This is a genomic window from Salinigranum sp. (assembly GCF_041641895.1).
GTDB lineage: Archaea > Halobacteriota > Halobacteria > Halobacteriales > Haloferacaceae > Salinigranum.
In genome coordinates, this window is record NZ_JBEPXO010000033.1 from 15,028 (window position 1) to 36,426 (window position 21,399).

Consider the following 21,399-nt stretch of genomic DNA (forward strand, 5'->3'; position numbering starts at 1 on the left):
CAAACATTTTTGTCCCAGTTCTCCGTCTGGTAGCACGCACCATGAAGAAACTCATCAACGAACCGGCAGACGTGGTGGACGAGATGCTCGACGGGATGGTCGCGGCGTACCCCGACCGGGTACGGCGGCTGGAGGGGATCGAAGTCCTCGTCCGGGAGGACGCCCCGGTCGACGGCAAGGTGGGAATCGTCTCCGGCGGCGGGTCCGGCCACGAGCCGACACACGCGGGCTATCTCGGCGAGGGGATGCTCGACGGCGCCGCCGCGGGCGAGGTGTTCACCTCCCCGACGGCGGACCAGCTCCAGGAGATGATCCAGGCGTGTGACGGCGGCGAGGGCGTCCTCTGCGTCGTGAAGAATTACGAGGGCGACGTGATGAACTTCGACACTGCCGCCGAACTCGCGGAGATGGAGGGCGTCGACGTCGCACAGGTCGTCGTGAACGACGACGTCGCCGTCGAGGACTCGCTGTACACCTCCGGTCGGCGGGGCGTCTGTGGGACCATCCTCGTCCACAAGGCCGCCGGCGCGAAGGCGGCACAGGGCGGCAGTCTGGAGGAAGTGACCGCGGTGGCCGAGAAGGTCATCGACAACGTCGGGACGATGGGGATGGCACTCACGTCCTGCGTCACCCCCGAGAAGGGTGAGCCGACGTTCGACCTGGGCGACGACGAGATGGAACTCGGCATCGGCATCCACGGCGAACCCGGGACGGAGCGGACCGACGTCCAGAGCGCCGACGAGGTCACCGAGCACCTCACCCAGCGGGTGCTGGATGACCTCGGCCTCGACGAGGGGCAGGAGGTCGTCACCATCGTCAACGGGATGGGCGGGACGCCGCTGTCCGAACTGTTCATCGTCAACCGCAAGCTCCAGGAACTCCTCGACGACCACGGCCTGGAAACCTGGGACGCGTGGGTCGGCGACTACATGACGTCGCTCGACATGATGGGCTGTTCCATCACGGTGTGTGCCGTCGACGACGAACTGAAGGAACTGCTGGGTGCCCCCTGCGACACGCCAGCGCTGACCGTCCGCGACTGAGTCGGTCGCGACGGACGGTCCGAACCGGCTGGCCGCGTCCCGTACCCTTATTTTCTTGCCGACGGATTCGGAGCCATGGCAGACACGGACGTCCAGGTGGAGGCGTTACACGCGGCCCTCGAGAACATCGCCGAGCGACTCGCCGAGGAGAAGACGTATCTGACGGACCTCGACTCGGCAATCGGCGACGCGGACCACGGGGCGAACATGAACCGGGGCTTCCAGACCGTCCTCGAGAAGACCGAGGGGATGGACGGCGAACCCGCCGAAGTCGTCAAGACGGTCGGGATGGCCATCGTGAGCGAGGTGGGCGGTGCCGCCGGGCCGCTCTACGGCGGCTCTATCATGACCGCGAGCCAGGAACTGGATGAGGGCATCACCGCAGAGACGACCGTCGCCTTCGCCGAGGCCTACCTCGAGAAACTCCAGGACCGCGGCGGCGCGCAGCTGGGACAGAAGACGATGGTCGACGCCGTCACCCCCGCGGTTCACACGTACAAGAAGTCCATCGAAGAGGACGACCTCTCGCCGCTGGAGGCGCTGGCGAAGGCCGTCGACGCCGCCGAGCGCGGGGTGAACTACACCGTCCCGCTCCGGGCGACGAAGGGGCGGGCCTCCTATCTGGGGTGGCGCTCCGTCGGCCACCAGGACCCCGGGGCGACGTCGACGCTGTTCATCCTCCAGGAACTGCTGGAGACGGCGACGGAGTACCTCGACGGCGACGTCGAACGGGACGCCACCTCGCCGACGGTACCCGACGACGGGGCCGGGGAGACGGAGGACGCGTAGATGGTCGGCCTCGTCGTCGTCTCCCACTCGGCGAAGGCTGCCGAGGGTATCTGTGAGGTGGCGGAACAGATGGCGACGGGCGCCAGCATCGAACCCGCTGGCGGGGACAGCGACGGCGGCCTCGGCACCTCCGTCGACCGGATTCAGGCGGCCATCGAGGTGGCCGACGACGGCGACGGCGTCGTCGTCCTCGTCGACCTCGGGAGCGCGGTGATGAACGCCGAACTCGCCGTGGAGATGAGCGAGGGGAACGAGGTTCGCATCGCCGACGCGCCCGTCCTCGAAGCGGCAGTCAACGCCGCCGTCGAGGCGACGAGCAAGAAGGCGACGCTCGACTCCGTGCTCGAAGCGGCCGAGGAGGCCCGCGACTACCGGAAACTGAGCTAGCGGTCGACGGTCGGCAGTCGAGGCTGGCGCTGCCGCTGGTTCAGCCTTCGACTTCCTCGGTCGAGAGCACTTCCTCGAGCGCGTCCAGCGCGGCCTCGCTGTCGTCGCCCTCGGCGACGAGTCGCACGCGTTCGCCCGACTTCACGCCGAGGCCTGTCACGCCGAGCATGCTCCGGGCGTTGACCAGGTCGCCGTCCTCCGGACCGACCTGGATGTCGCAGTCGTACTCGTTCGCAGTCTCGACGAACTTCGACGCAGGGCGGGCGTGGAGGCCAGCCTCCGGGACGACGGTGACGAGTCGTTCCATACCCGGTCTCACCCGACGGACCGTGGTAGCCGTTTCGATGTTCGGCGTCGCGAGCAGCAGGTGTCGAACGTGTCGGCGTGTGCCGGGCGTCCCCGGCGTCCCCGGGAGAAGAGTCAAGTCTTCACAGACCAACGACACTCGATGACACACCGAACGGACGTACTGGTGGTCGGTGGTGGCGCGACCGGCGCAGGCATCGCGCGCGACCTCGCCCTGCGCGGGGTCGACGTGACGCTCGCGGACAGAGGTGGGCTCTCCTCGGGGACGACGGGGCGGTCACACGGGCTCCTCCACAGCGGGGCCCGGTACGCCGAAGCCGACGAGGTCGGCGCCCGCGAGTGCATCTCGGAGAACCGCATCCTCCGGGAGGTGGCCGGCCACTGCATCGGCGACACCGGCGGACTCTTCGTCCAACTCGCGACGGACGACCCCGACTACTTCGAGGCGAAGCTCGCAGCCTGTCACGAGTACGACATCCCCGCGGAGGTTATCTCGGGTGAGGAGGCATGCGAGCACGTCCCGGACCTCTCGCCTGAGGTGGAACGGGCCATGGTCGTCCCCGACGCGGTGGTCTACCCCTCGCGGCTCGTCGCGGCCAACGCGGCAGACGTCGAACGCCACGGCGGGACCGTCCTGCGGAACGCCCCGCTGGAGTCGTTCACGGTCGACGACGGCCGGATCACGGGGACGCGACTCGGAGGAGACGCAGGCCTCGACGTCGAGGCGACGTACGTGGTGAACGCGACGGGCGCGTGGGCGGGACAGGTGGCCGCGGAGGCCGGTGTGGACGTGGAGATGCGCCCCACGAGCGGCGTGATGGTGTCGGTCGACTACACCGACCTCGGCCCCGTCCTCAACCGCTGCCGGGACCCCGCCGACGGCGACATCATCATCCCTCACGACGACCAGGTCGTCCTCGGCACGACGAGCAACGTCGTCGACGACCCCGACGACTACCCGAAGCGAGAGGAGGAGGTCGAGAAGATGTTCGACGAGTGCGGCGACATGTTGCCGGCGGTGCGGGAGTGTGAGACCCTCCGTGCCTGGTGGGGCGTCCGCCCGCTGTACGCGCCCGACGAGGACGCCCGCGGGAGTCAGAGCGGTGGGCAGGGAGCGAACCGCGGCATCTCCCGCGGCTTCTTCGTCCTCGACCACGCCGACGAGGTGGAGAACTTCGCAAGCGTCGTGGGGGGGAAGCTGACCTCCTACCGACTGATGGCCGAGCAGACGGCGGACCTCGTCGCCGACCGACTCGGCGTCGACGAACCGTGCCGGACCGCCGAGGAACCCCTCCCGGGGGCGAACGACCCCGGCACGCTGGACCAGTTCGTGTCGACGTACGACGCCGTCTCGCCGACCGACGAGGACGTCGTCGCGGACGACTGAGCCCGCCGACTCGGCGGCGACTGGTCCTGCGACAGTCGGCGACGAGTCCACGTCTGCCGTGAGTCTGACGTAGAGTTATTCGGGACCGTGACAATCGTGACCTATGAACAGTTCCAGACGGGACGCTCGTGGACTCGACCTCAGCGTTCGTATCGCGAACGAGGTGGCCGCCGCGAAAGGAGTCGACCCGATGGACCTCGACCCTCTCTCGGCCGTCGTCGACCTCGAGTCGCTGGACACGCTGGTCGCGAACAGCGCCGCGTCGCTTCGGCTCGAGTGGTGCATGGACGACTTGACCATCGAGGTTGTCCCCGATGGCGAGGTCAGGGTGTCGCAGACGCCGGCGGACGCCGACGTGGTCGTCGACGGCTGACGGGGGCCGGTCAGCCGTGTCGACTGTCGCGGGTGCACGTCGCGAGACGTGTCTCTCCCGGGCGCCGAAGCCCAGTTCGCGGGGTGACCTGGTGAACCGAAATCCGGAACGAGGCGCCGCCGACACTCCCGGAGCGGAGAGAACGTCACAAGGGAACCGCCCTCCGATGACGCTCGCGTCGGCGGGGAGAACGACGTAACGGGGGCCGCCCCGAACAGGTGACGGTTAGACCACCGCTTCCTCCAGCAACTGGAGCGGGTGGCGAATCTCGTAGCCGCTGCCGTGTTCCATCTGCATCGAACACGTCGGGCACTCGGTCATCCCGACGTTCCCCTTCGCGTGGTGCATGTGGTCGAACATGTCCTCGCCGATTTTCATCGACTTCTCGTACTTCTCGGCCTTCCACCCGTAAGTGCCGGAGATGCCCGAACAGGAGGAGCCGACGTCCTCGATCTCGAAGCCCTCGACCTCACGGAAGAGCTCGACCGCCTGCCGGTCGAGGCCCTGATTGCGGGCGTGACACGGCGCGTGGTACGCGAGGTCCGGGTAGTCGACCGTCTTGTCCTCCAGTGCCCCCTCGACGTCCTCGTAGATGCGGAGGTACTCCAGCGCCTCGTAGGTGTGGTTCGACACCTCGTCGATGCCCGATATCTGGAACAGTTCGGGGTACTCCTGTTTCAGCGACATCGAACAGGAGGTACAGGAGGCGACGACGTCGTACCCTTGTTCGATGAGGTCGTAGAACTCGGGGACGTTCACGTTCGCGGCGCGCTCGGCGTCCGAGAGCATCCCGTTGGCAAACATGGGCGTGCCCGAACACCGCTGTCGGGGGACCGCCACCTCGTAGCCGAACTCCTCGAAGACGCGCACGAGCGCCTTCCCAACCTCGGGGGTGTTGTAGTTCGAGTAACAGCCGTGGAAGTACGCGACGCGCTTCTCCTCCGAGGAGACCTGTGCACCGCCGCGCTCGCGCCACCACTCCCGGAAGGTCTGTGACGCGAACTCGGGGAACTCCCGTTCCGCGGTGATGCCGAGCAGTTTCTCGTTCACCTTCTGGACGAGGGAGTTGCCCATGACGGCGTTCGTGATGCGCGGGACCTTGCTCCCCAGTTCGGCGAGCGTGCGGTAGTTCGCGAGGATACGGTTCCGGACGTACTCCCGCGAGCGGTGGTCCATCTGGTTCTCGACGTACTCGCCGCGGGCCTCGTTGTGCATCTGCGACAGCGGGACGCCCGAGGGGCAGGCGTTGTCACAGCGCATGCAGTTCGAACAGGACATGATGGAGTCGTCGATTTCGACGTCCTCCTTGCGCTTGAGGCGCCACTGCTCCGGGCCCTGGAACTTCGGTCCCGGGAACTCGTCGTCCACCTCCGCGACCGGACACGACGTATCACACGCCGTGCACTTGTAGCAGTTGTCCGCGCCGGGGCGGAGGTCCATGCCGCCGTCGAACACGTCGACGGGTTCGAAGTCGTCGATACCTACCGTGGAGTCGAAGTCTGGGGGAGATTGTGCGTCGCTCATGCGGATTCACCTGCCTCGCGGCCCGCGACGACGCCCGTCGCGAGGGAGACGCCGCTGGCCGACTTCTCGGCCGCGACGTTCGCACCGCCGACGACACCGCCGGCGGCGAAGAGGTTCTCGAACTCTGCGTGGCCGTCCGGTCGCGTGGGACGGAGTCGGTCGTCCGGCGACACGCCGAACGAGGTGAACGGGTGGTCGCCGAAGGCGTCCTCGACGAACCAGTCGTAGCGGTCGTCGGGGTGTGGGACGTAACAGTCGAACAGCGGTTCGCGGATGCCCTCGCGGGAGGACGTGATGCCCTTGCCGACGAGGCCGCCCGTCGCGAGGACGACGGCGCCCGCGTGGTAGGGAACCTCTCGCCCCTTCCGGTCGACGACGACGGCGGAAATCTCGCCGTCGTCGGTCTCGTAGCCGACGGCCTTGTTCCCCGAGGAGATGCGGACGCCCGCCTCGTCGAGTGCGTCGAAGAGGAGGTCCTCGAGGCGGAGGCCGGGGAGCGAGGGCGGCCCCATCGGCACCTCGAACACCTCCGCACCGAGATACGCCTCCATGTCGGCGCGCACCTCGTGGCGGTGGTCGTCGCCGAGGAGCGAGGGGAAGCCGACTCGTTCGGCACCGTCGAGGTGTGGCTCGACGGCCGACGCGAGCGCCTCTCGGGTGCCCCGACCACCGACCTCTTCGTCGGTGTCGAGCGCCTTCGCGAAGCGGGTGAGCTTCGCGTCAGCGCGAAAACTCCGGGGGAACTCGATCGTCACGCCCGACACCTCGAAGGGGACGCCGGCCGCGTCGAGGTGGTCGGCCGCCAGCGACGCCTCGAAGTCGGTCATCGACTCGAACCCCACGAGGAGCATGTCGCGGTCGTCCGACGCGACGCCGCCCGCGGCCGCCTTCGGGTACCGCGCCGACGGTTTCACCGCACCGCCGTGGGTGGGGACGAGGGCGTTCGCGTCCGTGTGCGCCCCGAGATACTCTTCGCCGACGACGTCGTCGAACGTCGCCAGTCCCTCGCGGATGCCCTCCTCCCCGACGATGTGGTAGGGGTGCCCTTCGGGGAGGGCGTCGAGTCCCTCGAACGGGTCGGCGAGGGGGGCGTCGCCGTCCGGCGTGTACCCCAACACGTCGATGAGGCCGCTCGCGTGGCGGAGCGTGCTCTTCTTGTACGTGACGACGCGGACACTCGCGCCCGTCTCCGCGGCAGCCAGCGCGGCGACGGAGCCAGCGACGCCCCCGCCGACGACGACGACGTCCTCGCTAATCGGCATCCTGTCGACCCCCACTCGCGGGTCCGTCGCTCCGCTCGTCGTCGGGGACAGCGGTCCCCCCGTCGGCCGCCGCGCGCGTCACGCCGGAGTCGTCCCCGACCGCCGGGCCGCCGTCGAACGCGCCGAAGTCGACGTCCGAGCCGACGCGGACGGGGTCGCGGTCACGGTTCATCGTCGTCGCGTGCAGCAGGTGCTTCAGCATCGCCTGTGAGAGCTGTTCGCCCCACAGCGCGTGTTTCTCGCCCTTCCAGCGCTCCTGGTAGAGTTCGTCGAGCGCGTCGCGGGCGACGGGTTCGGGGTACTCCACGGCGAGTTCGTTCGCCATCCGGTGACAGCAGAAGGCCCCCTGACAGTTCCCCATCGAGGCTCTGGTTCTGAGGCGGACGGCGTTGAGGTCCGACCCCGCCTGGTCGATGGCGTCTCTGACCTCGGCGCGCGTGACACCCTCGCACTCGCAGACGACCGGGTTCGGACCACTCGTCTTCAGCACCTCGTCCGCCCGCGAGCCCAGTCGCTGGACGGAGCGGCGACCGATGGGTGATCGGAGGCCGAACTCGTCCATGTAGTCGCGGAGGACGGAGAAGTCCTCGCTGCCGGGGAGCGGGACGTCGGCGGTCCGGCACTCGGTCCGGTCGCCGAACTTCGCACAGACGTGGTCGGAGATTTTCTCGGCCATCATCCGGTAGGTGGTGAATTTCCCGCCGACAATGCTCGTCATCCCCGGGAGGTCGTCCCGCTCCGAGTGGTCGAGCAGGAAAAAGTCGCGCGTGATGTCCGTCGGGTCCGTCGTGCCGGTCCCCGGCGGTTCGTAGAGCGGCCGGACACCCCAGAACGAGCGGATGGTCCGTGCCTCCTTCAGCATGGGGACGAGCTTCGAGAGCTCCTCGATCATCATGTCGACCTCCCACTGTTCCTCGGGGTAGTCCTCGGGGTCTTCCACCTCCTTGTCGGTCGTACCGAGGATGGCCGTCGTCTCGTGGGGCACGATGATGTCGGCGTTTCCCTTCGGCTGACAGCGGTTGATGACCGTGTCGACCTGCCGGACGTTCATGATGGTCATGACGCCCTTCGAGGGGCGGACCTCGATGTCGACCCCGGCCATGTCACCGACGCGCCCTGCCCACGCGCCGGTGGCGTTGACCACGTAGTCGGCGTAAATCTTCTCGCGGCCACCGGTCCGACCGTGGACGCGTTTGCCCTCGCCCGAGGCGTGTTCGACCTCGACCCCGACGACCTCTCCGTCCTCGACGAGGACGTCGACGACCTTCGAGTGCGTCTCGATGCGCCCCCCGTGCTCCTCGGCGCTGGCGGCGTTGGCGACACAAAGTCGGAACGGGTCGACGGCCCCGTCGGGGACCCGAATCGCCTTGTCGATGTCCTTCGCGAGGTACGGCTCGAGCTGTCGGGCCTCCTCGTTGGTGAGAATCTCCGTCGGGATGCCACACTCCTTGCAGCCCTGCAGCTTCTTCTCGAAGTACTCTTCGGTGTCCTCGGGCCGTTTGACGAACAGGCCGCCGGTCATCTCGACGCAGTGGCTCGCGATTTCCCGGAGGACCCGGTTCTCCTCGATACACTCCTTGGCACTCGGCTGGTCCGTGACCGCGTACCGTCCACCGCTGTGGAGCAGGCCGTGCATCCGGCCCGTCGTCCCGTGGGTCAGGTTCCCCTGCTCGACCAGCGTGACGTCCATCCCACGCATCGCCAGGTCGCGCGCGATTCCTGTCCCGGTCGATCCCCCGCCGATGACCAGGATTTCTGGTGAGTCTGTCATTAATCTTTGTAACGCTGAGAACCGTACCCACTTTACTTTACCTCTCCTCGGGACTCGCCAGATACGTCACGTGATATCGCACCTCGTACGACGGCACCGAACGGGCGCCATTCCGGCCCGCGCGCGTCTCGTCGTCCGGACTTTTCGTCTCCACGAGCCGCCCTGAAACGACCTCGTACGGCTGATTGTCGGGAGAAGAGCCGTTCCGGGCAGGACCATTTCCGTGTGCGTGTGCAAAGATTGTAAGGAAACCCCGAGGACGTGTCCGACAGCCGATGAATTAGCAAAGTTTATCACACTCTTTCACACTGTTTACTGGTACCGCCGGACCGCCGATAAAGAACAGACGTCCGGCAGAGGCTGGCACACCAAGGTGCTACACACATGAGTCAGGACACATTCGTCGGTGCGATCGACCAGGGGACGACAGGAACGCGCTTCATGGTGTTCGACCACGGCGGTGAAGTGGTCGCGAACGCCTACGAGAAGCACGAACAGATCTACCCGGAGCCGGGCTGGGTAGAGCACGACGCGAACGAGATCTGGCGGAACACGAAGCACGTCATCAACACGGCACTCGACGACGCTGGACTCAGCGCCGACCAGCTCGAGGCCATCGGCATCACGAACCAGCGTGAGACGACCGTCGTATGGGACGCCGAGACCGGCAAGCCGATTCACAACGCGCTGGTCTGGCAGGACCGCCGTACCACGGACAGGGTCGAAGAGATTCAGGCCGAGGACAAGGTCGAGTGGATCCGCGAGAAGACCGGCCTGGAGTGTGACGCGTACTTCTCCGCGACGAAGGCCGAGTGGATTCTCGACAACGCGGACCCGATCAAACTCTCCCGTTCGCGGCCCGAGGACGTCCGTGACCGCGCCGAGGACGGCGAACTGATGATGGGGACCATCGACTCGTGGCTCATCTACAAGCTCACGGGCAACCACATCACCGACGTCACCAACGCGTCGCGGACGATGCTGTACAACATCCACGAGAACGAGTGGGACGAGGAGCTCCTCGAGGAGTTCAACGTCCCCGCCTCGATGCTGCCGGAGGTCCGTCCCTCCTCGGACGACGACTTCTACGGGACCACGTCGGACGTCGGCTTCATCAACGCCGACATCCCGGTCGCGGGTGCACTCGGCGACCAGCAGGCCGCGCTGTTCGGTCAGACCTGCTTCGACGAGGGCGACGCGAAGAACACCTACGGCACCGGCTCGTTCATGCTCATGAACACCGGCGAGGAGGCCGTCGCCTCCGAACACGGGCTGCTGACCACGATTGGCTTCCAGCGCTCCGGCGAGCCGGTCCAGTACGCCCTCGAGGGTGCCATCTTCATCACGGGCGCCGCCATCGAGTGGCTCGAGGACATGACCCTCATCGAGAACGCCGCGGAGACCGAGGAGCTGGCCCGCTCGGTCGACTCGACCGACGGCGTCTACGTCGTTCCCGCGTTCACGGGTCTCGGCGCGCCCCACTGGGACGGCCGCGCCCGCGGGACAATCGTCGGGATGACCCGCGGCACGCGCCGCGAACACGTCGTCCGCGCGACGCTCGAATCCATCGCGTACCAGACGCGCGACGTGGCCGAGGCGATGGAAGCCGACTCCGGCATCGACATGGGCGCGCTCCGCGTCGACGGTGGGGCCGTGAAGAACAACTTCCTCTGCCAGCTGCAGGCGGACATCATAGACACCGACATCGTCCGACCGGTGGTCGACGAGACCACGGCGCTCGGCTCGGCCTACGCGGCCGGTCTCGCCGTCGGCTACTGGGAGACGCTCGACGAACTCCGCGACAACTGGCAGGTCGACCGCGAGTTCGAGGTCGACCCCGACGCGGACTACGAGGCCAACTACGAGCGCTGGAACGAGGCGGTCGCCCGCTCCGAGGACTGGGCCCGCGACGGTGGTGACTGAACGATGAGCGTCCTCCTCCAGGCCTCGGCCATCATCGACGCGGTCACCAACCCCGGCCTGCTGCTCGCAGCGTTCGCCGGCGGCGCGTTCGGCGCGGCACTGGGTGCCCTGCCGGCGTTCTGTTTCACCGGCTTCATGGTCATCGCCGGCGAGGCGGCGAACCTCGCAGTCAACTCCGTCGGCGTCGCCGAAGCGGTCGAGGCGGCCGCCCTCGGTGCCCCCGGCATCACCGGCTCCATCGCGTTCGGGACCGTCTTCGGCCCGCACATCTCCTTCGCCGGCGGCGCGGCCGCCGCGGCCTACGCGGCCAAGAAGGGGTACATGGACTTCGGCTTCGACTACCACGAGGCGAAGAACATCCCGGCGGCGCTCGGGACGAAGCCCGACGTACTCGTCGTCGGCGGGCTCTTCGGCATCCTCGGCTACGTCATCACGGCCATCTCCGCGAATCTCGCGGCGCCGTGGGACCCCATCGCCGTCGCAGTCGTGCTCTCGGCGGTCGCACACCGCCTGGTGTTCGGCTACGACCTCATCGGCGACGTGCGCGGCTCCGGCATCTTCGACATGGGGCCGTTCGAGCGCGAGGAGATGCGTCCCGCCTCCAGTGACGCTGCCGCGATGACCGACGGTGGCGAGACCAAGCAGCGGCTCGCGACCGAGCCGTGGCTCCCCCACCAGTACGAGTGGGGCAACGTCGCGATGATTGGCCTCACGGCGGGGCTCATCGGTGGTATCACCGCGCTGACGACCGGAAGCGCCTTCCTGGCCTTCGGTATCAGCGCCGCGTCGCTGACGTTCCTCAACCTCGGTGTCGAGCGCATCCCGGTGACCCACCACATGACGCTCCCCGCGTCGACGGCCGCGCTGGCCGTCACCGGTGGGAGCGCAGAGGTCGGCGCCGTGGCGATGGTCGTCGCCGGCGTCTTCGGCGTCTCCGGCGCCCTCACGGGTGAGGTCGTCCAGCGTGTCTTCTACGCGCACGCCGACACGCACTTCGACCCGCCGGCCGCCGCCATCGTGGTGAACACGTTCTTCATCGCGGTGCTCGCTATCGTCGGCGTCTTCAGCACGAGCGTCTGGATCCCGCTTCCGGTCTAATCGGAACCGGGCCTTCACCGTCGCTTCGTCCGCTGTTCGTGGTACCGTTCTTCAACCGTTCGCTCGACGGCTTCCCGAGCACGACGTGTCGGCCGCACCACCGACACGACACACGACAGACACGACGCACGATAGACTCGCCACGTGACTCCTCGCGCTAGACACAGCATGGACCTCGACGAACGAATCGAACGACGTCGACGCGGTGAGAGCGAACGCGCACTCGTCCGTGACTTCGACGTGCTGAGCCCCGTGACACATCTGACCGAGCCAAACGGACGAGGCCCCGTCCTCGAACGGCTACTCGACGTGCTCGACCCGACGTTCGGCGGCGACCTCCCGGACGACGCGTACGTCTGGGGTCCGAAGGGGACCGGGAAGTCCGCTGTCGTCAGCGCCCTGTTCGGTCACCTCTCCGAACAGAACGCCCGGCGGCGGTCGACCATCCTCACGACGACGCGGGCCGTCGCGCCACCGACGACGCTGTTCGTCTACGTGGACGCGCGGGACGCCTCGAGCGAGTTCGCGCTCTACCACGACATCCTCGACAGCGTCGTCGACGACCCCGTGCCGGAGGGTGGCGTCGGAACCGACGACCTCCGGGACCGACTCGGGACCGAACTGGTCGGGACGACACAGGCCGTCGTCGCCGTCGACCACGTCAACGAGTCGAACACGCTCACCACGCGACAGATCGACTCGCTGCTCGACATGCCCTCGATGGCGTATCTCGTCGTCGGGCGGGACCCGCCCGACGCCGACGTCCCCGGGACCGACGAGTCGGTCGCGGCGCGGGTCGACGAGACGATAGAGGTACCGCGCTACGAGCGACACGCGCTGGTCGACATCCTCACCCAGCGGGCCTCGCTCGGCCTCGCACGGAACGCGGTTTCACACACCGACATCCGCGAGGTGGCGTCGTGGGCGGACGGTGACGCGCACGACGCGCTCGCGGCTGTCTTCGGCGCTGCGGACCACGCGCTGGAGCGCGGAGGGGACCGCCTCACGACAGACGACATCGAAGTCGGAATGGACGCAGTCCCGTGGCCGTCGGTGTCGCTCGGGCGCGTCCTCGCCCTCCCGGAGAACCGTCGGCGCATCCTGCGTCGTCTCCTCGAACTCGACGCGAGCGCCGTCTCGTCGGTGACGGCCGCCACGGACGCGCTCACCGCCGACCCCTACATCGACCTCTCGGCGACGACCATCAAGCGGGTGCTGTACGAACTCGCGGAGGCGGGCGTCGTCAAACGAATCGAGACCGACGAGGACCGGGGGCTGGGGCGGCCGCCGAGTCGACTCGAACCGCAGTTCCCGACCCGCGTGTTCCGGCGACTGGTCGACATCGACGACTAGCCGCCGAGACACCGAGAGGTGGAGACACCGACGGACTCTCCACGATACTTTTTGGTGGCTGACAGAAAACGCCTGCCGCGTTCAGCGAACGTCGTACGTCACAGTACACACGTGTCGTTCGCCGAAGTGCTCGACAGTAGTGTCTGGAGAGCAGGATACGACTACTCGGTCAGCGTTCGGACGAACCGTCCCACTGCCGCGTGTCTGGACGTAAGTCTACATTCCGTGATATATGTGAAAAGTGCTAACTCTACGGAAGGCCCGCACATGTTTATATATTATATAAGTTTTCTAACATATAAATATGTAGATAAGAGAGCCGCAGCACTTGGACACGATTTACAGCGGCTGGACCGAACGCATGGCGGCAGACCCGGAGATGGACTTGCGAGTCGTGCGTGAGATGTTCGAGACGGGCCATCTCGCGGCCGCCGAGCCAGAGAGAGCCACCTACGCAGAGGTCGACGCTGGGGGCATCCCGGCGCTGTGGTGCATCCCCGAGGACTGTGCATCCGACCGGGTGCTCCTGTACTGTCACGGTGGCGGATACATGGTCGGGTCGATGCACCTGAGCCGCAAGGTGGCCGCACACATCGCCAAGACTGCAGGTATACGGGCGCTCGTAATCGACTACCGCCTCGCGCCGGAGCATCCTCATCCCGCGCCCGTCGAAGACGCCGTCACCGCGTACCGCTGGTTGACCAGTGAGGAAATTCGGCCCGAGCATATCGCGACCTGCGGCGACTCCGCAGGGGGCAACCTCTGCACGGCGATGGTACTCAAACTCCGCGACGAGGGAGACCCGCTCCCGGCCGCTATCGTGCCGATGGCTCCGTGGTACGACATGGAGATGACGGGTGAGTCTCTCGACAGTAACGCGGCCACCGATTCACTGGTCAACCGTGAGATGGTGGAAGTGATGGCGGCCACGTTCCTCGGCGACGGGTCACCCACGGACCCACTGGCCAACATCCTCCGCGCCGACCTGACGGGGCTTCCACCGGTACTGATTCACGTCTCGACCACCGAGGCACTCGTCGACGACACTCGGCGGTTCGCGGCGAGAGCCGAGGAGTCCGGAGTCGACGTGACAGTCGAAGCCGTTCCGGATGTGCCACACGTCTACCCCTACATGGCGGGGCGTGACCCCGAAGCCGACCGTGCGGTCGAACGGATGGGCGAGTGGGTCCGTCCCAGACTGGGCCTGGAGTAGTACGGTGGTCGTCCCGTGACGGCTGTCCGCACGGATAGTCGCCGCGACAGCGCCGCACGACTGTCACACGAACGACCGGGGATCGGGGGGTGGCCTGGTCGGTAACCGTTCGGCACCGCCGGGTTCGGCCTGACCGACTCGCCCCTCGCCTGCCGCACGGTGCCTGAATCTCGGCACCGCTTGCGAGGTTCGACGGATTCGAACAGCACCGCGGAAGCGACGGCTCTTTGTCCGCGCTCCCTCGACACCCCGGCATGGCTCCCCCGCTCGCACTCGACATCGACGGTACGCTGACCACGCCTGACGGCAGTCTCGACCCGCGGCTGTTCGACGCACTCTCTGCGTGGGACGCGCCGGTGATCGTCGCCACGGGCAAGTCGTTCCCCTACCCGGTCGCACTCTGTCACTTCGCCGGCCTCCCCGAACGGGTCGTCGCGGAGAACGGCGGCGTCGTCTGCACCCCCGACACCGTCCGCTTCGCCGGTGACCGCAACCGTGCCGTGCAGGTAATCGAGACGTTCGAGGCGCGCGGGGGCGACGTCGGCTGGAGCGACGCCGACCTCGTGAATCGCTGGCGGGAGACCGAACTCGCCGTCGCGATGGCGGCCGACGAGGCGCTTCTCAGGGACGTCGCCGCGGAGTACGACATGGAGGTGGTCGACACCGGTTACGCCTACCACGTGAAGACGCCGGGCGTCCAGAAGGGTGACGGACTGGAACTCGTCGCGGCCGAGTTGGGGCTCGACCCGGACGAGTTCGTCGCCGTCGGCGACAGCGAGAACGACGCCTCGACGTTCGCCGTCGCCGGTCGCTCGTACGCCGTCGCCAACGCCGACGACGTCGCAAAATCGGCCGCCGACGTCGTCCTGTCGGAGGGGTACTTCGACGGGACGCTCGCGGCGCTCGACGCGGTCCGGGACTGACTCCTCACTCGGCGCTCGTCGAGTCTGTGACCCACGCGCCGAACTCGTCGAGCAGGTCGGTCTCGTCGAACCGTTCGATGCACGGGACGTCGTACGGGTGTTCCTCGACGAGTCGCGCGACGACTGCCTCGTACTGCTCGTCGGTCGTCTTCACCAGCAGTATCTCCTCTTCATCCTCGACCACGTCGCCCTCCCAACGGTAGGTCGACGTACAGGGGAGACGGTTGACACAGGCGGCAAGGCGCTCCTCTACGAGCGTGCGCGCGAGGGCCGCGCTCGCCTCGGGCGGGACCGTGACGTACAGCGTCGGCATCAGGAGTCGAAGGGGGCGAACCGGCCGTTGATGTCCCACTCGTGGACACAGAAGACGTTGCCGCTCCGGCGCTCGCCGTCGACGACGACGATGCGCCAGTTCTCTACGTCCACGTCCCAGGTCTCCTCTCGGCCACACCGCTCGCAGGTCCGCTCGGTCGGTCGCCGAAGTTCGCCGCTCGTCATACGTGCAGTGGCGACGTCGAGGGATTTAACGCTGTCTCAGTCGCCTGCCCGTTCCGGAGGCGTTAGGTTCCCCACGCCCGTTCGCGTCGTATGGCCTTCCACACGTTCGACGTCGACCGGGCCAACGAGCTGGAGAAGACGGACCGGTACCGCTTCCTGTCGCGCGAGGAACTCCTCGACCTGCTCGACCCGTCCCCCGAAGACGTGGTCGCCGACCTCGGCAGCGGGACCGGCTTCTACACCGACGAGGTGGCCCCGTTCGTCGGAACGCTGTACGCCGTCGACGTCCAGACCGAGATGCACGACCACTACCGGGAGAAGGGCCTCCCGCCGTCGGTCGAACTCGTGACCGCAGAGGTCGGTGACCTCCCCTTCGACGACGACGCGCTCGACGACGCGTTCTCGACGATGACCTACCACGAGTTCGCCACCCCCGACTCGCTCGCGGAACTCGCCCGCGTGGTCCGCCCCGGCGGCCACGTCGTCACTGTCGACTGGTCCGCGCGCGGCGACGGAGCGGACGGACCGCCGGTCGACGAGCGGTACGGCCTGGGCGACGCCGTCACCGCGTTCGCCGACGCCGGTTTCGCGACGATCCACGGTGTGGAACGCCGGGAGACGTTCGTCTCCGTCGTTCGTCGCGAACTCTGATGAAGATAATTTGATAAACGTACATTTCTTCCCGCGAATAGCGAGAAAATATGTCCGTCTTTCACCCCACTGGCGGACGATATGGGTGTGAACTAGTATATTATATCATTAAATGGCGTATGAGGAGAACCGTTAACCGTGGTGTCGTGCGAGGGAGACTCATGGTCATCCACCACGCGGACATCGACCCCCACCAGAGCGAGCACGGGTACTACGAGTGCCTCTCGTGTGGCGCCCGGACGACGAGCGAGGACCGCCTCGGACGCTGTGTCGACTGCGGCGGCGACGTCCACAACATCGGCATCGCTCGCGAGTGAACGGGCCCGCCCCGCACCGAACCGCACTCCGACTGCTCTCGGCTTCGTTCTGACGTCTCCCGCTGGCGCAGGTCCAGCGGCGGCCGCCCCGTGTGGACGGCCCGGCAGGTCAGTCGCGGACCGACTCTGCGCTCCCGACGCCACCCAGCGAGGAACTCCGTTCGAGCAGCAGGACGACCGCGCCGCCGACGACTGCCGCCGCCAGGAAACTCCCGGCAATCTCCGGCGTCCAGCTCTGATTCGCCTCGGCGAGACGGCGGCTGACGTCCGCGACGGGCGCGCGGAGCGCGCCGACGATGAGACTGACGAGGAACGCGAGCGTCGCCTCCCGACGCCGGCTGAGGGCCCACTGGACGACGTGCGAGGTCGTGAACAGGCCGACGACCGCGCCGGAGACGAACGTGACGACAGTCACCACGGAGGGAGTGAGTCCCGGGACGGTCCCGCCGAGAACGGCGACCACCACGCCGTCGACCGTCTCCCGGAGCGTGCCGATCATGAACTCGTACTGGCCGATGAGGATGAGGATGAGCGACCCGGAGATGCCCGGGAGGACGAGCGCGCTGACGGCGATGAGGCCGGCGAAGAAGACGACGACGGTCTGGTGGCCGAGTGTCGCCGCGGCCTGTCCGGAGACGACGAACGCGAAACTGAAGCCCGCGACGGCCGCGGCCACCCGCCCGCGCGTGTCGAGGTGGACGTCGCTCCACAGCACGACCGCCGAGGCGCCGATGAGGCCGAAGAAGAACCCGAACGTGAGGACCGGAATCGCCTCGATGGCCGTGTCGACGAGTCGCGTCACGGTGATGATGGCGGTTACGACGCCCGTCCCCAGCACACCGAGGAACACCAGGTCCATCTCGGCCGCTACCCGCCAGGCCTCGCGGCGGTCCTCACCGGGGACGACCAGGCCCAGGAGCGACCGGAGCCGACCGGGTGAGACGGCCGTAATCGCGCCGATGAGCCGTTCGTAGATGCCGGTGACGAGCGCGATGGTGCCGCCGGAGACACCGGGAACCGCGTCGGCGGCCCCCATGCAGACGCCCTTCGCGTAGATGATGAGCCAGCCCATCGCGGCGGTGCGTCGGTCCATCTGGCTCAGTTCACCCCACGCGGGCAGCGCGTTCTCCTGGCGCGGCCGACCCGACTCCGGACGACTGGACCGTCAGGTCCGACGACGCGCCGGTCGACGCGGAGTCGTCCGCCGCCGACTCCGAAGCGTCTCCCGATGCCGACGCCGAGTTCGAGTCGTCCGACGACGTGGTGGCGCTATCGCCCTCGGTGTCGCTCAGCGTCAGCTGTGAGGTCCGGCGTTCGAGCGTGACCTCGATGGCCTCGGACTGGTCGCCGTTGACCCGTCCCTCGGGGACGTCGACGGTCGTCCGGTACTCCTCGACGCCCGCGGAGCCGTTGATTTCGACGAGCTGTCCGCCCGTCGAGATGTTGTACGGCCCGGCCGCACGGACGCTGACGTTCGTGTAACCGTTCTCGGGGCCGTACTGGTCGTACCCGGTCGTCGAGTACGGCAGCGTCATCGTGAACTCGCCGTCGGCGTCCGTCCTCGCCTGCTGCCGATAGGTGAACGTGTAGTTACCGTTGGGGGCACGCATGTCCACCTCGGCGGTCACCGTCGTGTTCGGCGGTGCGCCGCTCCCCTCGATGCGGGCACCGGGTACCCGTTCGAACGTCTTCAGCCACGAGGGGTTCGTGACGAACATCCGGGTGGCCGGGAAGCCCGTCAACTGCTGGGTGATGAGGAACTCCTGCTGGTACGACGAGGCGCTGAACGCCGACCGGTTGCTCGTCCGCACCAGTCGGTAGTGCTCGAGCGCGGGCACCCGCTCGGCGGGAATCGCACCGACGCCGCCGACCTGGGCGGAGCCGTCCCGTTCGACGTACGCCCGCGCCGCGCTCATGTTCTGGAACTCACGGATGGCGTCCGTCCGGTTGCTGGGGAACGTCCGGACGGAGACGGTGTCCCCGCCCGACGTCTGTGCCTGTCGGTTCTCCCAGTCGACGACCACCGGTCGGGGTTCGACGGCGCTCCCGTGGTAGTGGTAGAGGCGGATCATCTGGCTCTCGTAGTACCGCTGTTCGCGGACGGTGACGCTGGCACGGAAGTTGCTCGTGTACATCGGCTCGAAGAAGTCCTGCCGGGAGACGTTATCTTCGGTGTAGAACACGACGGGTGCGCCGAACTTCGAGTTGGGCGAGGCCATCTGCCAGTCGACCATCACGAACCGCGTCTCGTTCCCCTCCGTGCTCTGCCGGGCCAGCACCCCTTCGGCCTGCTCTTCGCTCGGCGCGAGCAGGTAGTTCGCCGCCTCGGTGGCGCCCTCCTGGAACGGGTTGGCGTTCGGGATGCGCTCGGCCCGGAGCGTGATCCAGTGGCCGTAGTCCCACCACGACTGGACCCCGTAGCTCCCCTCGGGGTACGAGAAGTCCTCGGTCCGCTCGTACGTCCCGTAGTAGGCCATCTCGTTCGACGCGCCGCCGAACGTGCCCTCCGTCGGCGTCTCGTTGGCCATCCACTGGAGGCTGCCGTCCCACTGGACGACGTTCCCGGGACCGTTGTTCTGTGCGGTCTGCCAGGCGGTGTCGCTGCTGTCGAACGACGGGTTACCCGTGTTCCGCACGTTCAGTGGGACGACGAGCACCGGCGCGAGCACCAGCATGACCACGACGGCGACGGTGATGACCTGCCACGTCTGGACGTCGGAGAACGACTCGGGGACGGACCGGAGGTCGATGACCCGGAGGAGTTCGCCGACCAGGTAGGCGTTCATCACCGCGACGACGACGGCGAGGTAGTAGTTGAAGCGGACCTGGGTGAACGCGGCGGCCGTGATGAACACGGCCCAGACGACGACGAACAGTCGCTCGGAGTCGTAGTCGGTGAGCAGCGCCGCGCCGACGATGAGCGCCGAGACGACGACGAGGCTCGTGACCTGTGCGTTCAGGCCGACGACGCCGCCGATGGCGCCGAAGAGGCTCGGGACGAGGAAGACGAGCGCGACGACGACGAGCGACCCACCGACGTAGACGAGGTCACGCGTCTCGTTCTCGTCGACGAGTGGCTTCGCGAGCAGCCAGACGGCCGCGGCGACGCCGGTGAAGAGGGTGAAGCCGTACTCGAGGAGGATGCGACCGGTCGCGTCGACGCCCTGCTGCTGGAGGATGTTCTGGCTGAGGAACGGCTGGGCCTCGCCGATGGTCCGCGCGGTTGCCCCCTGAGAGAAGCCGACGATGCGGAGCAGGTTCGTCTGGACGAGCGAGAGCACCGAGGGGAGGGCGACGGCGACGACGCCCACGCCGACGACTACGATGCCGAGCACCGCGGCGGGATACAGCGACGCGTCGACGTCGCGCGACTCCCACTGGCGGGCGAGCCAGCCGAGGAAGACGGCGACGGCGCCCACGCCGATGGGGGCGACGACCTGCAGGAGCGAGAAGTCGGTGACGGAGAAGCCGACCGTGTCGAGCGGGACGAGCATCAGCACGCCCGTGACGACGCCGACGACGGCCACCGCGAAGGCGACCGGTTCGGGCGTCTCGCCCGCGGCGACGCTGCTGGAGAGCTTCACCAGGGTGAACACGCCGAAGACGCCGACGAGCAGGACGCCAGGCGGCCACACCCACATGTAGAGCGCGAGGGCGACACCGCCCAGAGCGGCGTACAGCGCCGGGCGACGGAGGGCGTCCCACTCGCTGTCGGCGACGAGTTCCCAGACGGGCGTCTCGCGTTCGGCGACCGAGAGGGCGACGACGATACCGAGCACGGCGAGCGCCTGGAAGAACGGCTCGGCGCCGTTGTGGTCGGCGAAGCCGACGAGCGTCCGCTGGAGGAACGTGCCCGGCAAGAGAGCGAGGACGAGGGCGCCGAAGAGGCCGCCCACGCGGCCCCCGAGACGGGCACCGAGGTAGTAGGTCGGAACGACCGCCAGCGCCCCGAACACCGTCGGCGCGACGAGGAGGGTCGTCGAGACGAGCGACTCGCTCGGTCCCCCGAGACCGACGACGAGCGCCGCCGTGGCGACGAGCTGGTCGTACAGCGTCCCGAACTGGCCGACGCTCGTCCCGTACGGGAAGTTCGTCCAGGGGTCGAACGGCATCGTCGTCGGCCAGTGGCGAATCGTGTAGTTCACCTCTCGGAGGTGATACCATGCGTCGTTGCCGGAGAAGTAGACCGTTCCGTCCCGTGTGAACGAATCGAACTCCTGGATGCGGATGGCCACCATGAGGACCATCACGACCAGGAGAGCGGGGACGTGGAACCAGTCTTCGAAGATGTCGAGGACGGACTGCCCGTCGTCCTCGGCACGCTCGCTACGCTGACTCATTGTTCGTGTGGACCGCCATCTCGCGCATAAGCCTTGTGAAACGAAGCCCGAGGGGTGTGAGAAGGCTCACACGCCACCACGTTCCCGGAGGTTGTCGACGACGCGCGCCCGCGTCGTCGTCGGGACGGCTACCAGGTCAGCCCCTCGTAGACGATGCCCTCGCGCCGCGCGATACAGTGGCGGCCGTCGAGGACCAGCGGGTTCGCCATCGCGTCGAACTCCGCACCGAGTTCGGCGTACG

20 protein-coding genes are annotated in these 21,399 nt (G+C 67.5%); 12 read left to right on the forward strand and 8 right to left on the reverse strand.

Annotated elements, in window-relative coordinates; all coding sequences use genetic code 11:
• The first annotated feature begins 41 nt into the window (after window positions 1-41).
• The 3 genes from dhaK to dhaM all read left to right on the forward strand — a co-directional run bounded on the left by dhaK (window position 42) and on the right by dhaM (window position 2,219).
• Window positions 42-1,043: a dihydroxyacetone kinase subunit DhaK gene (dhaK, locus tag ACESK5_RS09040; protein WP_372911231.1), complete on the forward strand. Its 1,002-nt coding sequence runs from the start codon at window positions 42-44 to the stop codon at window positions 1,041-1,043.
• A gap of 75 nt (window positions 1,044-1,118) precedes the next feature.
• Window positions 1,119-1,832, forward strand: coding sequence for a dihydroxyacetone kinase subunit DhaL (gene dhaL / locus ACESK5_RS09045; protein ID WP_372911232.1), 714 nt, complete (start codon window positions 1,119-1,121; stop codon window positions 1,830-1,832).
• Window positions 1,833-2,219: a dihydroxyacetone kinase phosphoryl donor subunit DhaM gene (gene dhaM, locus ACESK5_RS09050; RefSeq protein WP_372911233.1), complete on the forward strand. Its 387-nt coding sequence runs from the start codon at window positions 1,833-1,835 to the stop codon at window positions 2,217-2,219.
• 40 nt (window positions 2,220-2,259) lie between these two features.
• Here dhaM and ptsH1 read toward each other — a convergent pair whose 3' ends face one another.
• Window positions 2,260-2,526 carry a phosphocarrier protein HPr gene (ptsH1, locus tag ACESK5_RS09055; RefSeq protein ID WP_372911234.1) on the reverse strand — a complete coding sequence of 89 codons (267 nt, stop codon included), beginning with the start codon at window positions 2,524-2,526 and terminating at the stop codon, window positions 2,260-2,262.
• A 141-nt stretch (window positions 2,527-2,667) separates the two neighbouring features.
• Here ptsH1 and ACESK5_RS09060 point away from each other — a divergent pair, with 141 nt between their 5' ends.
• Both ACESK5_RS09060 and ACESK5_RS09065 read left to right on the forward strand, forming a co-directional pair.
• The gene (locus ACESK5_RS09060; protein WP_372911235.1) at window positions 2,668-3,912 is read left to right on the forward strand and encodes an FAD-dependent oxidoreductase; all 1,245 of its coding nucleotides are present in this window, start codon (window positions 2,668-2,670) and stop codon (window positions 3,910-3,912) included.
• Between the two features lie 103 nt (window positions 3,913-4,015).
• Window positions 4,016-4,285, forward strand: coding sequence for a HalOD1 output domain-containing protein (locus ACESK5_RS09065; protein ID WP_372911236.1), 270 nt, complete (start codon window positions 4,016-4,018; stop codon window positions 4,283-4,285).
• A 225-nt stretch (window positions 4,286-4,510) separates the two neighbouring features.
• On the opposite strand, the gene ACESK5_RS09070 is transcribed toward ACESK5_RS09065, so the two are convergent.
• The 3 genes from ACESK5_RS09070 to glpA are packed head-to-tail and all read right to left on the reverse strand — an operon-like array spanning window position 4,511 to window position 8,842.
• Window positions 4,511-5,809 (reverse strand): anaerobic glycerol-3-phosphate dehydrogenase subunit C, encoded by a 1,299-nt coding sequence (locus ACESK5_RS09070; protein ID WP_372911237.1) that lies wholly within the window; start codon window positions 5,807-5,809, stop codon window positions 4,511-4,513.
• Window positions 5,806-7,071: a glycerol-3-phosphate dehydrogenase subunit GlpB gene (glpB, locus tag ACESK5_RS09075; RefSeq protein ID WP_372911238.1), complete on the reverse strand. Its 1,266-nt coding sequence runs from the start codon at window positions 7,069-7,071 to the stop codon at window positions 5,806-5,808. The genes ACESK5_RS09070 and glpB overlap by 4 nt, the downstream gene beginning before the upstream one ends.
• On the reverse strand, window positions 7,061-8,842 hold the full coding sequence (glpA, locus tag ACESK5_RS09080) for an anaerobic glycerol-3-phosphate dehydrogenase subunit GlpA (RefSeq protein WP_372911239.1): 1,782 nt from the start codon (window positions 8,840-8,842) through the stop codon (window positions 7,061-7,063). The genes glpB and glpA overlap by 11 nt, the downstream gene beginning before the upstream one ends.
• A 384-nt stretch (window positions 8,843-9,226) precedes the next feature.
• Between glpA and glpK the strand changes: the two genes are divergently transcribed.
• From glpK to ACESK5_RS09105, 5 genes are all read left to right on the forward strand, one after another.
• The gene (glpK, locus tag ACESK5_RS09085) at window positions 9,227-10,765 is read left to right on the forward strand and encodes a glycerol kinase GlpK (protein ID WP_372911240.1); all 1,539 of its coding nucleotides are present in this window, start codon (window positions 9,227-9,229) and stop codon (window positions 10,763-10,765) included.
• Window positions 10,766-10,768: 3 nt separating this feature from the next.
• Entirely contained in the window at window positions 10,769-11,863 is a 1,095-nt protein-coding gene (locus tag ACESK5_RS09090; protein WP_372911241.1) for a hypothetical protein, read from the forward strand.
• A 168-nt stretch (window positions 11,864-12,031) separates the two neighbouring features.
• A complete protein-coding gene (locus ACESK5_RS09095; protein WP_372911242.1) occupies window positions 12,032-13,216 on the forward strand; it encodes a Cdc6/Cdc18 family protein in 1,185 nt (394 codons plus the stop codon).
• A 328-nt stretch (window positions 13,217-13,544) separates the two neighbouring features.
• Complete coding sequence (locus tag ACESK5_RS09100) at window positions 13,545-14,429, forward strand: alpha/beta hydrolase (protein WP_372911243.1); 885 nt, start codon at window positions 13,545-13,547, stop codon at window positions 14,427-14,429.
• A gap of 254 nt (window positions 14,430-14,683) precedes the next feature.
• Entirely contained in the window at window positions 14,684-15,352 is a 669-nt protein-coding gene (locus ACESK5_RS09105; protein ID WP_372911244.1) for a phosphoglycolate phosphatase, read from the forward strand.
• A 4-nt stretch (window positions 15,353-15,356) separates the two neighbouring features.
• On the opposite strand, the gene cutA is transcribed toward ACESK5_RS09105, so the two are convergent.
• Together cutA and ACESK5_RS09115 are read right to left on the reverse strand one after the other, a co-directional pair.
• Window positions 15,357-15,665 carry a divalent-cation tolerance protein CutA gene (cutA, locus tag ACESK5_RS09110; RefSeq protein ID WP_372911245.1) on the reverse strand — a complete coding sequence of 103 codons (309 nt, stop codon included), beginning with the start codon at window positions 15,663-15,665 and terminating at the stop codon, window positions 15,357-15,359.
• Window positions 15,665-15,850 (reverse strand): HEWD family protein, encoded by a 186-nt coding sequence (locus tag ACESK5_RS09115; RefSeq protein ID WP_372911246.1) that lies wholly within the window; start codon window positions 15,848-15,850, stop codon window positions 15,665-15,667. Before ACESK5_RS09115 ends, cutA begins: the two co-directional genes overlap by 1 nt.
• Window positions 15,851-15,940: 90 nt before the next feature.
• Between ACESK5_RS09115 and ACESK5_RS09120 the strand changes: the two genes are divergently transcribed.
• Together ACESK5_RS09120 and ACESK5_RS09125 are read left to right on the forward strand one after the other, a co-directional pair.
• Window positions 15,941-16,501, forward strand: coding sequence for a class I SAM-dependent methyltransferase (locus tag ACESK5_RS09120; protein ID WP_372911247.1), 561 nt, complete (start codon window positions 15,941-15,943; stop codon window positions 16,499-16,501).
• A 161-nt stretch (window positions 16,502-16,662) separates the two neighbouring features.
• Entirely contained in the window at window positions 16,663-16,818 is a 156-nt protein-coding gene (locus ACESK5_RS09125; protein WP_372911248.1) for a rubrerythrin-like domain-containing protein, read from the forward strand.
• 109 nt (window positions 16,819-16,927) lie between these two features.
• Here ACESK5_RS09125 and ACESK5_RS09130 read toward each other — a convergent pair whose 3' ends face one another.
• Both ACESK5_RS09130 and ACESK5_RS09135 read right to left on the reverse strand, forming a co-directional pair.
• A complete protein-coding gene (locus ACESK5_RS09130; protein WP_372911249.1) occupies window positions 16,928-17,911 on the reverse strand; it encodes a DUF368 domain-containing protein in 984 nt (327 codons plus the stop codon).
• 10 nt (window positions 17,912-17,921) lie between these two features.
• Window positions 17,922-21,158: an oligosaccharyl transferase, archaeosortase A system-associated gene (locus ACESK5_RS09135; protein WP_372911250.1), complete on the reverse strand. Its 3,237-nt coding sequence runs from the start codon at window positions 21,156-21,158 to the stop codon at window positions 17,922-17,924.
• Window positions 21,159-21,399: the final 241 nt, after the last annotated feature.

Bases quoted from the DNA above. Each gene is read 5' to 3' on its own strand.
- dhaK (WP_372911231.1), top strand. From the start codon at position 42: ATGAAGAAACTCATCAACGAACCGGCAGACGTGGTGGACGAGATGCTC.
- dhaL (WP_372911232.1), top strand. From the start codon at position 1,119: ATGGCAGACACGGACGTCCAGGTGGAGGCGTTACACGCGGCCCTCGAG.
- dhaM (WP_372911233.1), top strand. From the start codon at position 1,833: ATGGTCGGCCTCGTCGTCGTCTCCCACTCGGCGAAGGCTGCCGAGGGT.
- ptsH1 (WP_372911234.1), bottom strand. From the start codon at position 2,526: ATGGAACGACTCGTCACCGTCGTCCCGGAGGCTGGCCTCCACGCCCGC.
- ACESK5_RS09060 (WP_372911235.1), top strand. From the start codon at position 2,668: ATGACACACCGAACGGACGTACTGGTGGTCGGTGGTGGCGCGACCGGC.
- ACESK5_RS09065 (WP_372911236.1), top strand. From the start codon at position 4,016: ATGAACAGTTCCAGACGGGACGCTCGTGGACTCGACCTCAGCGTTCGT.
- ACESK5_RS09070 (WP_372911237.1), bottom strand. From the start codon at position 5,809: ATGAGCGACGCACAATCTCCCCCAGACTTCGACTCCACGGTAGGTATC.
- glpB (WP_372911238.1), bottom strand. From the start codon at position 7,071: ATGCCGATTAGCGAGGACGTCGTCGTCGTCGGCGGGGGCGTCGCTGGC.
- glpA (WP_372911239.1), bottom strand. From the start codon at position 8,842: ATGACAGACTCACCAGAAATCCTGGTCATCGGCGGGGGATCGACCGGG.
- glpK (WP_372911240.1), top strand. From the start codon at position 9,227: ATGAGTCAGGACACATTCGTCGGTGCGATCGACCAGGGGACGACAGGA.
- ACESK5_RS09090 (WP_372911241.1), top strand. From the start codon at position 10,769: ATGAGCGTCCTCCTCCAGGCCTCGGCCATCATCGACGCGGTCACCAAC.
- ACESK5_RS09095 (WP_372911242.1), top strand. From the start codon at position 12,032: ATGGACCTCGACGAACGAATCGAACGACGTCGACGCGGTGAGAGCGAA.
- ACESK5_RS09105 (WP_372911244.1), top strand. From the start codon at position 14,684: ATGGCTCCCCCGCTCGCACTCGACATCGACGGTACGCTGACCACGCCT.
- cutA (WP_372911245.1), bottom strand. From the start codon at position 15,665: ATGCCGACGCTGTACGTCACGGTCCCGCCCGAGGCGAGCGCGGCCCTC.
- ACESK5_RS09115 (WP_372911246.1), bottom strand. From the start codon at position 15,850: ATGACGAGCGGCGAACTTCGGCGACCGACCGAGCGGACCTGCGAGCGG.
- ACESK5_RS09120 (WP_372911247.1), top strand. From the start codon at position 15,941: ATGGCCTTCCACACGTTCGACGTCGACCGGGCCAACGAGCTGGAGAAG.
- ACESK5_RS09125 (WP_372911248.1), top strand. From the start codon at position 16,663: ATGGTCATCCACCACGCGGACATCGACCCCCACCAGAGCGAGCACGGG.
- ACESK5_RS09130 (WP_372911249.1), bottom strand. From the start codon at position 17,911: ATGGACCGACGCACCGCCGCGATGGGCTGGCTCATCATCTACGCGAAG.
- ACESK5_RS09135 (WP_372911250.1), bottom strand. From the start codon at position 21,158: ATGAGTCAGCGTAGCGAGCGTGCCGAGGACGACGGGCAGTCCGTCCTC.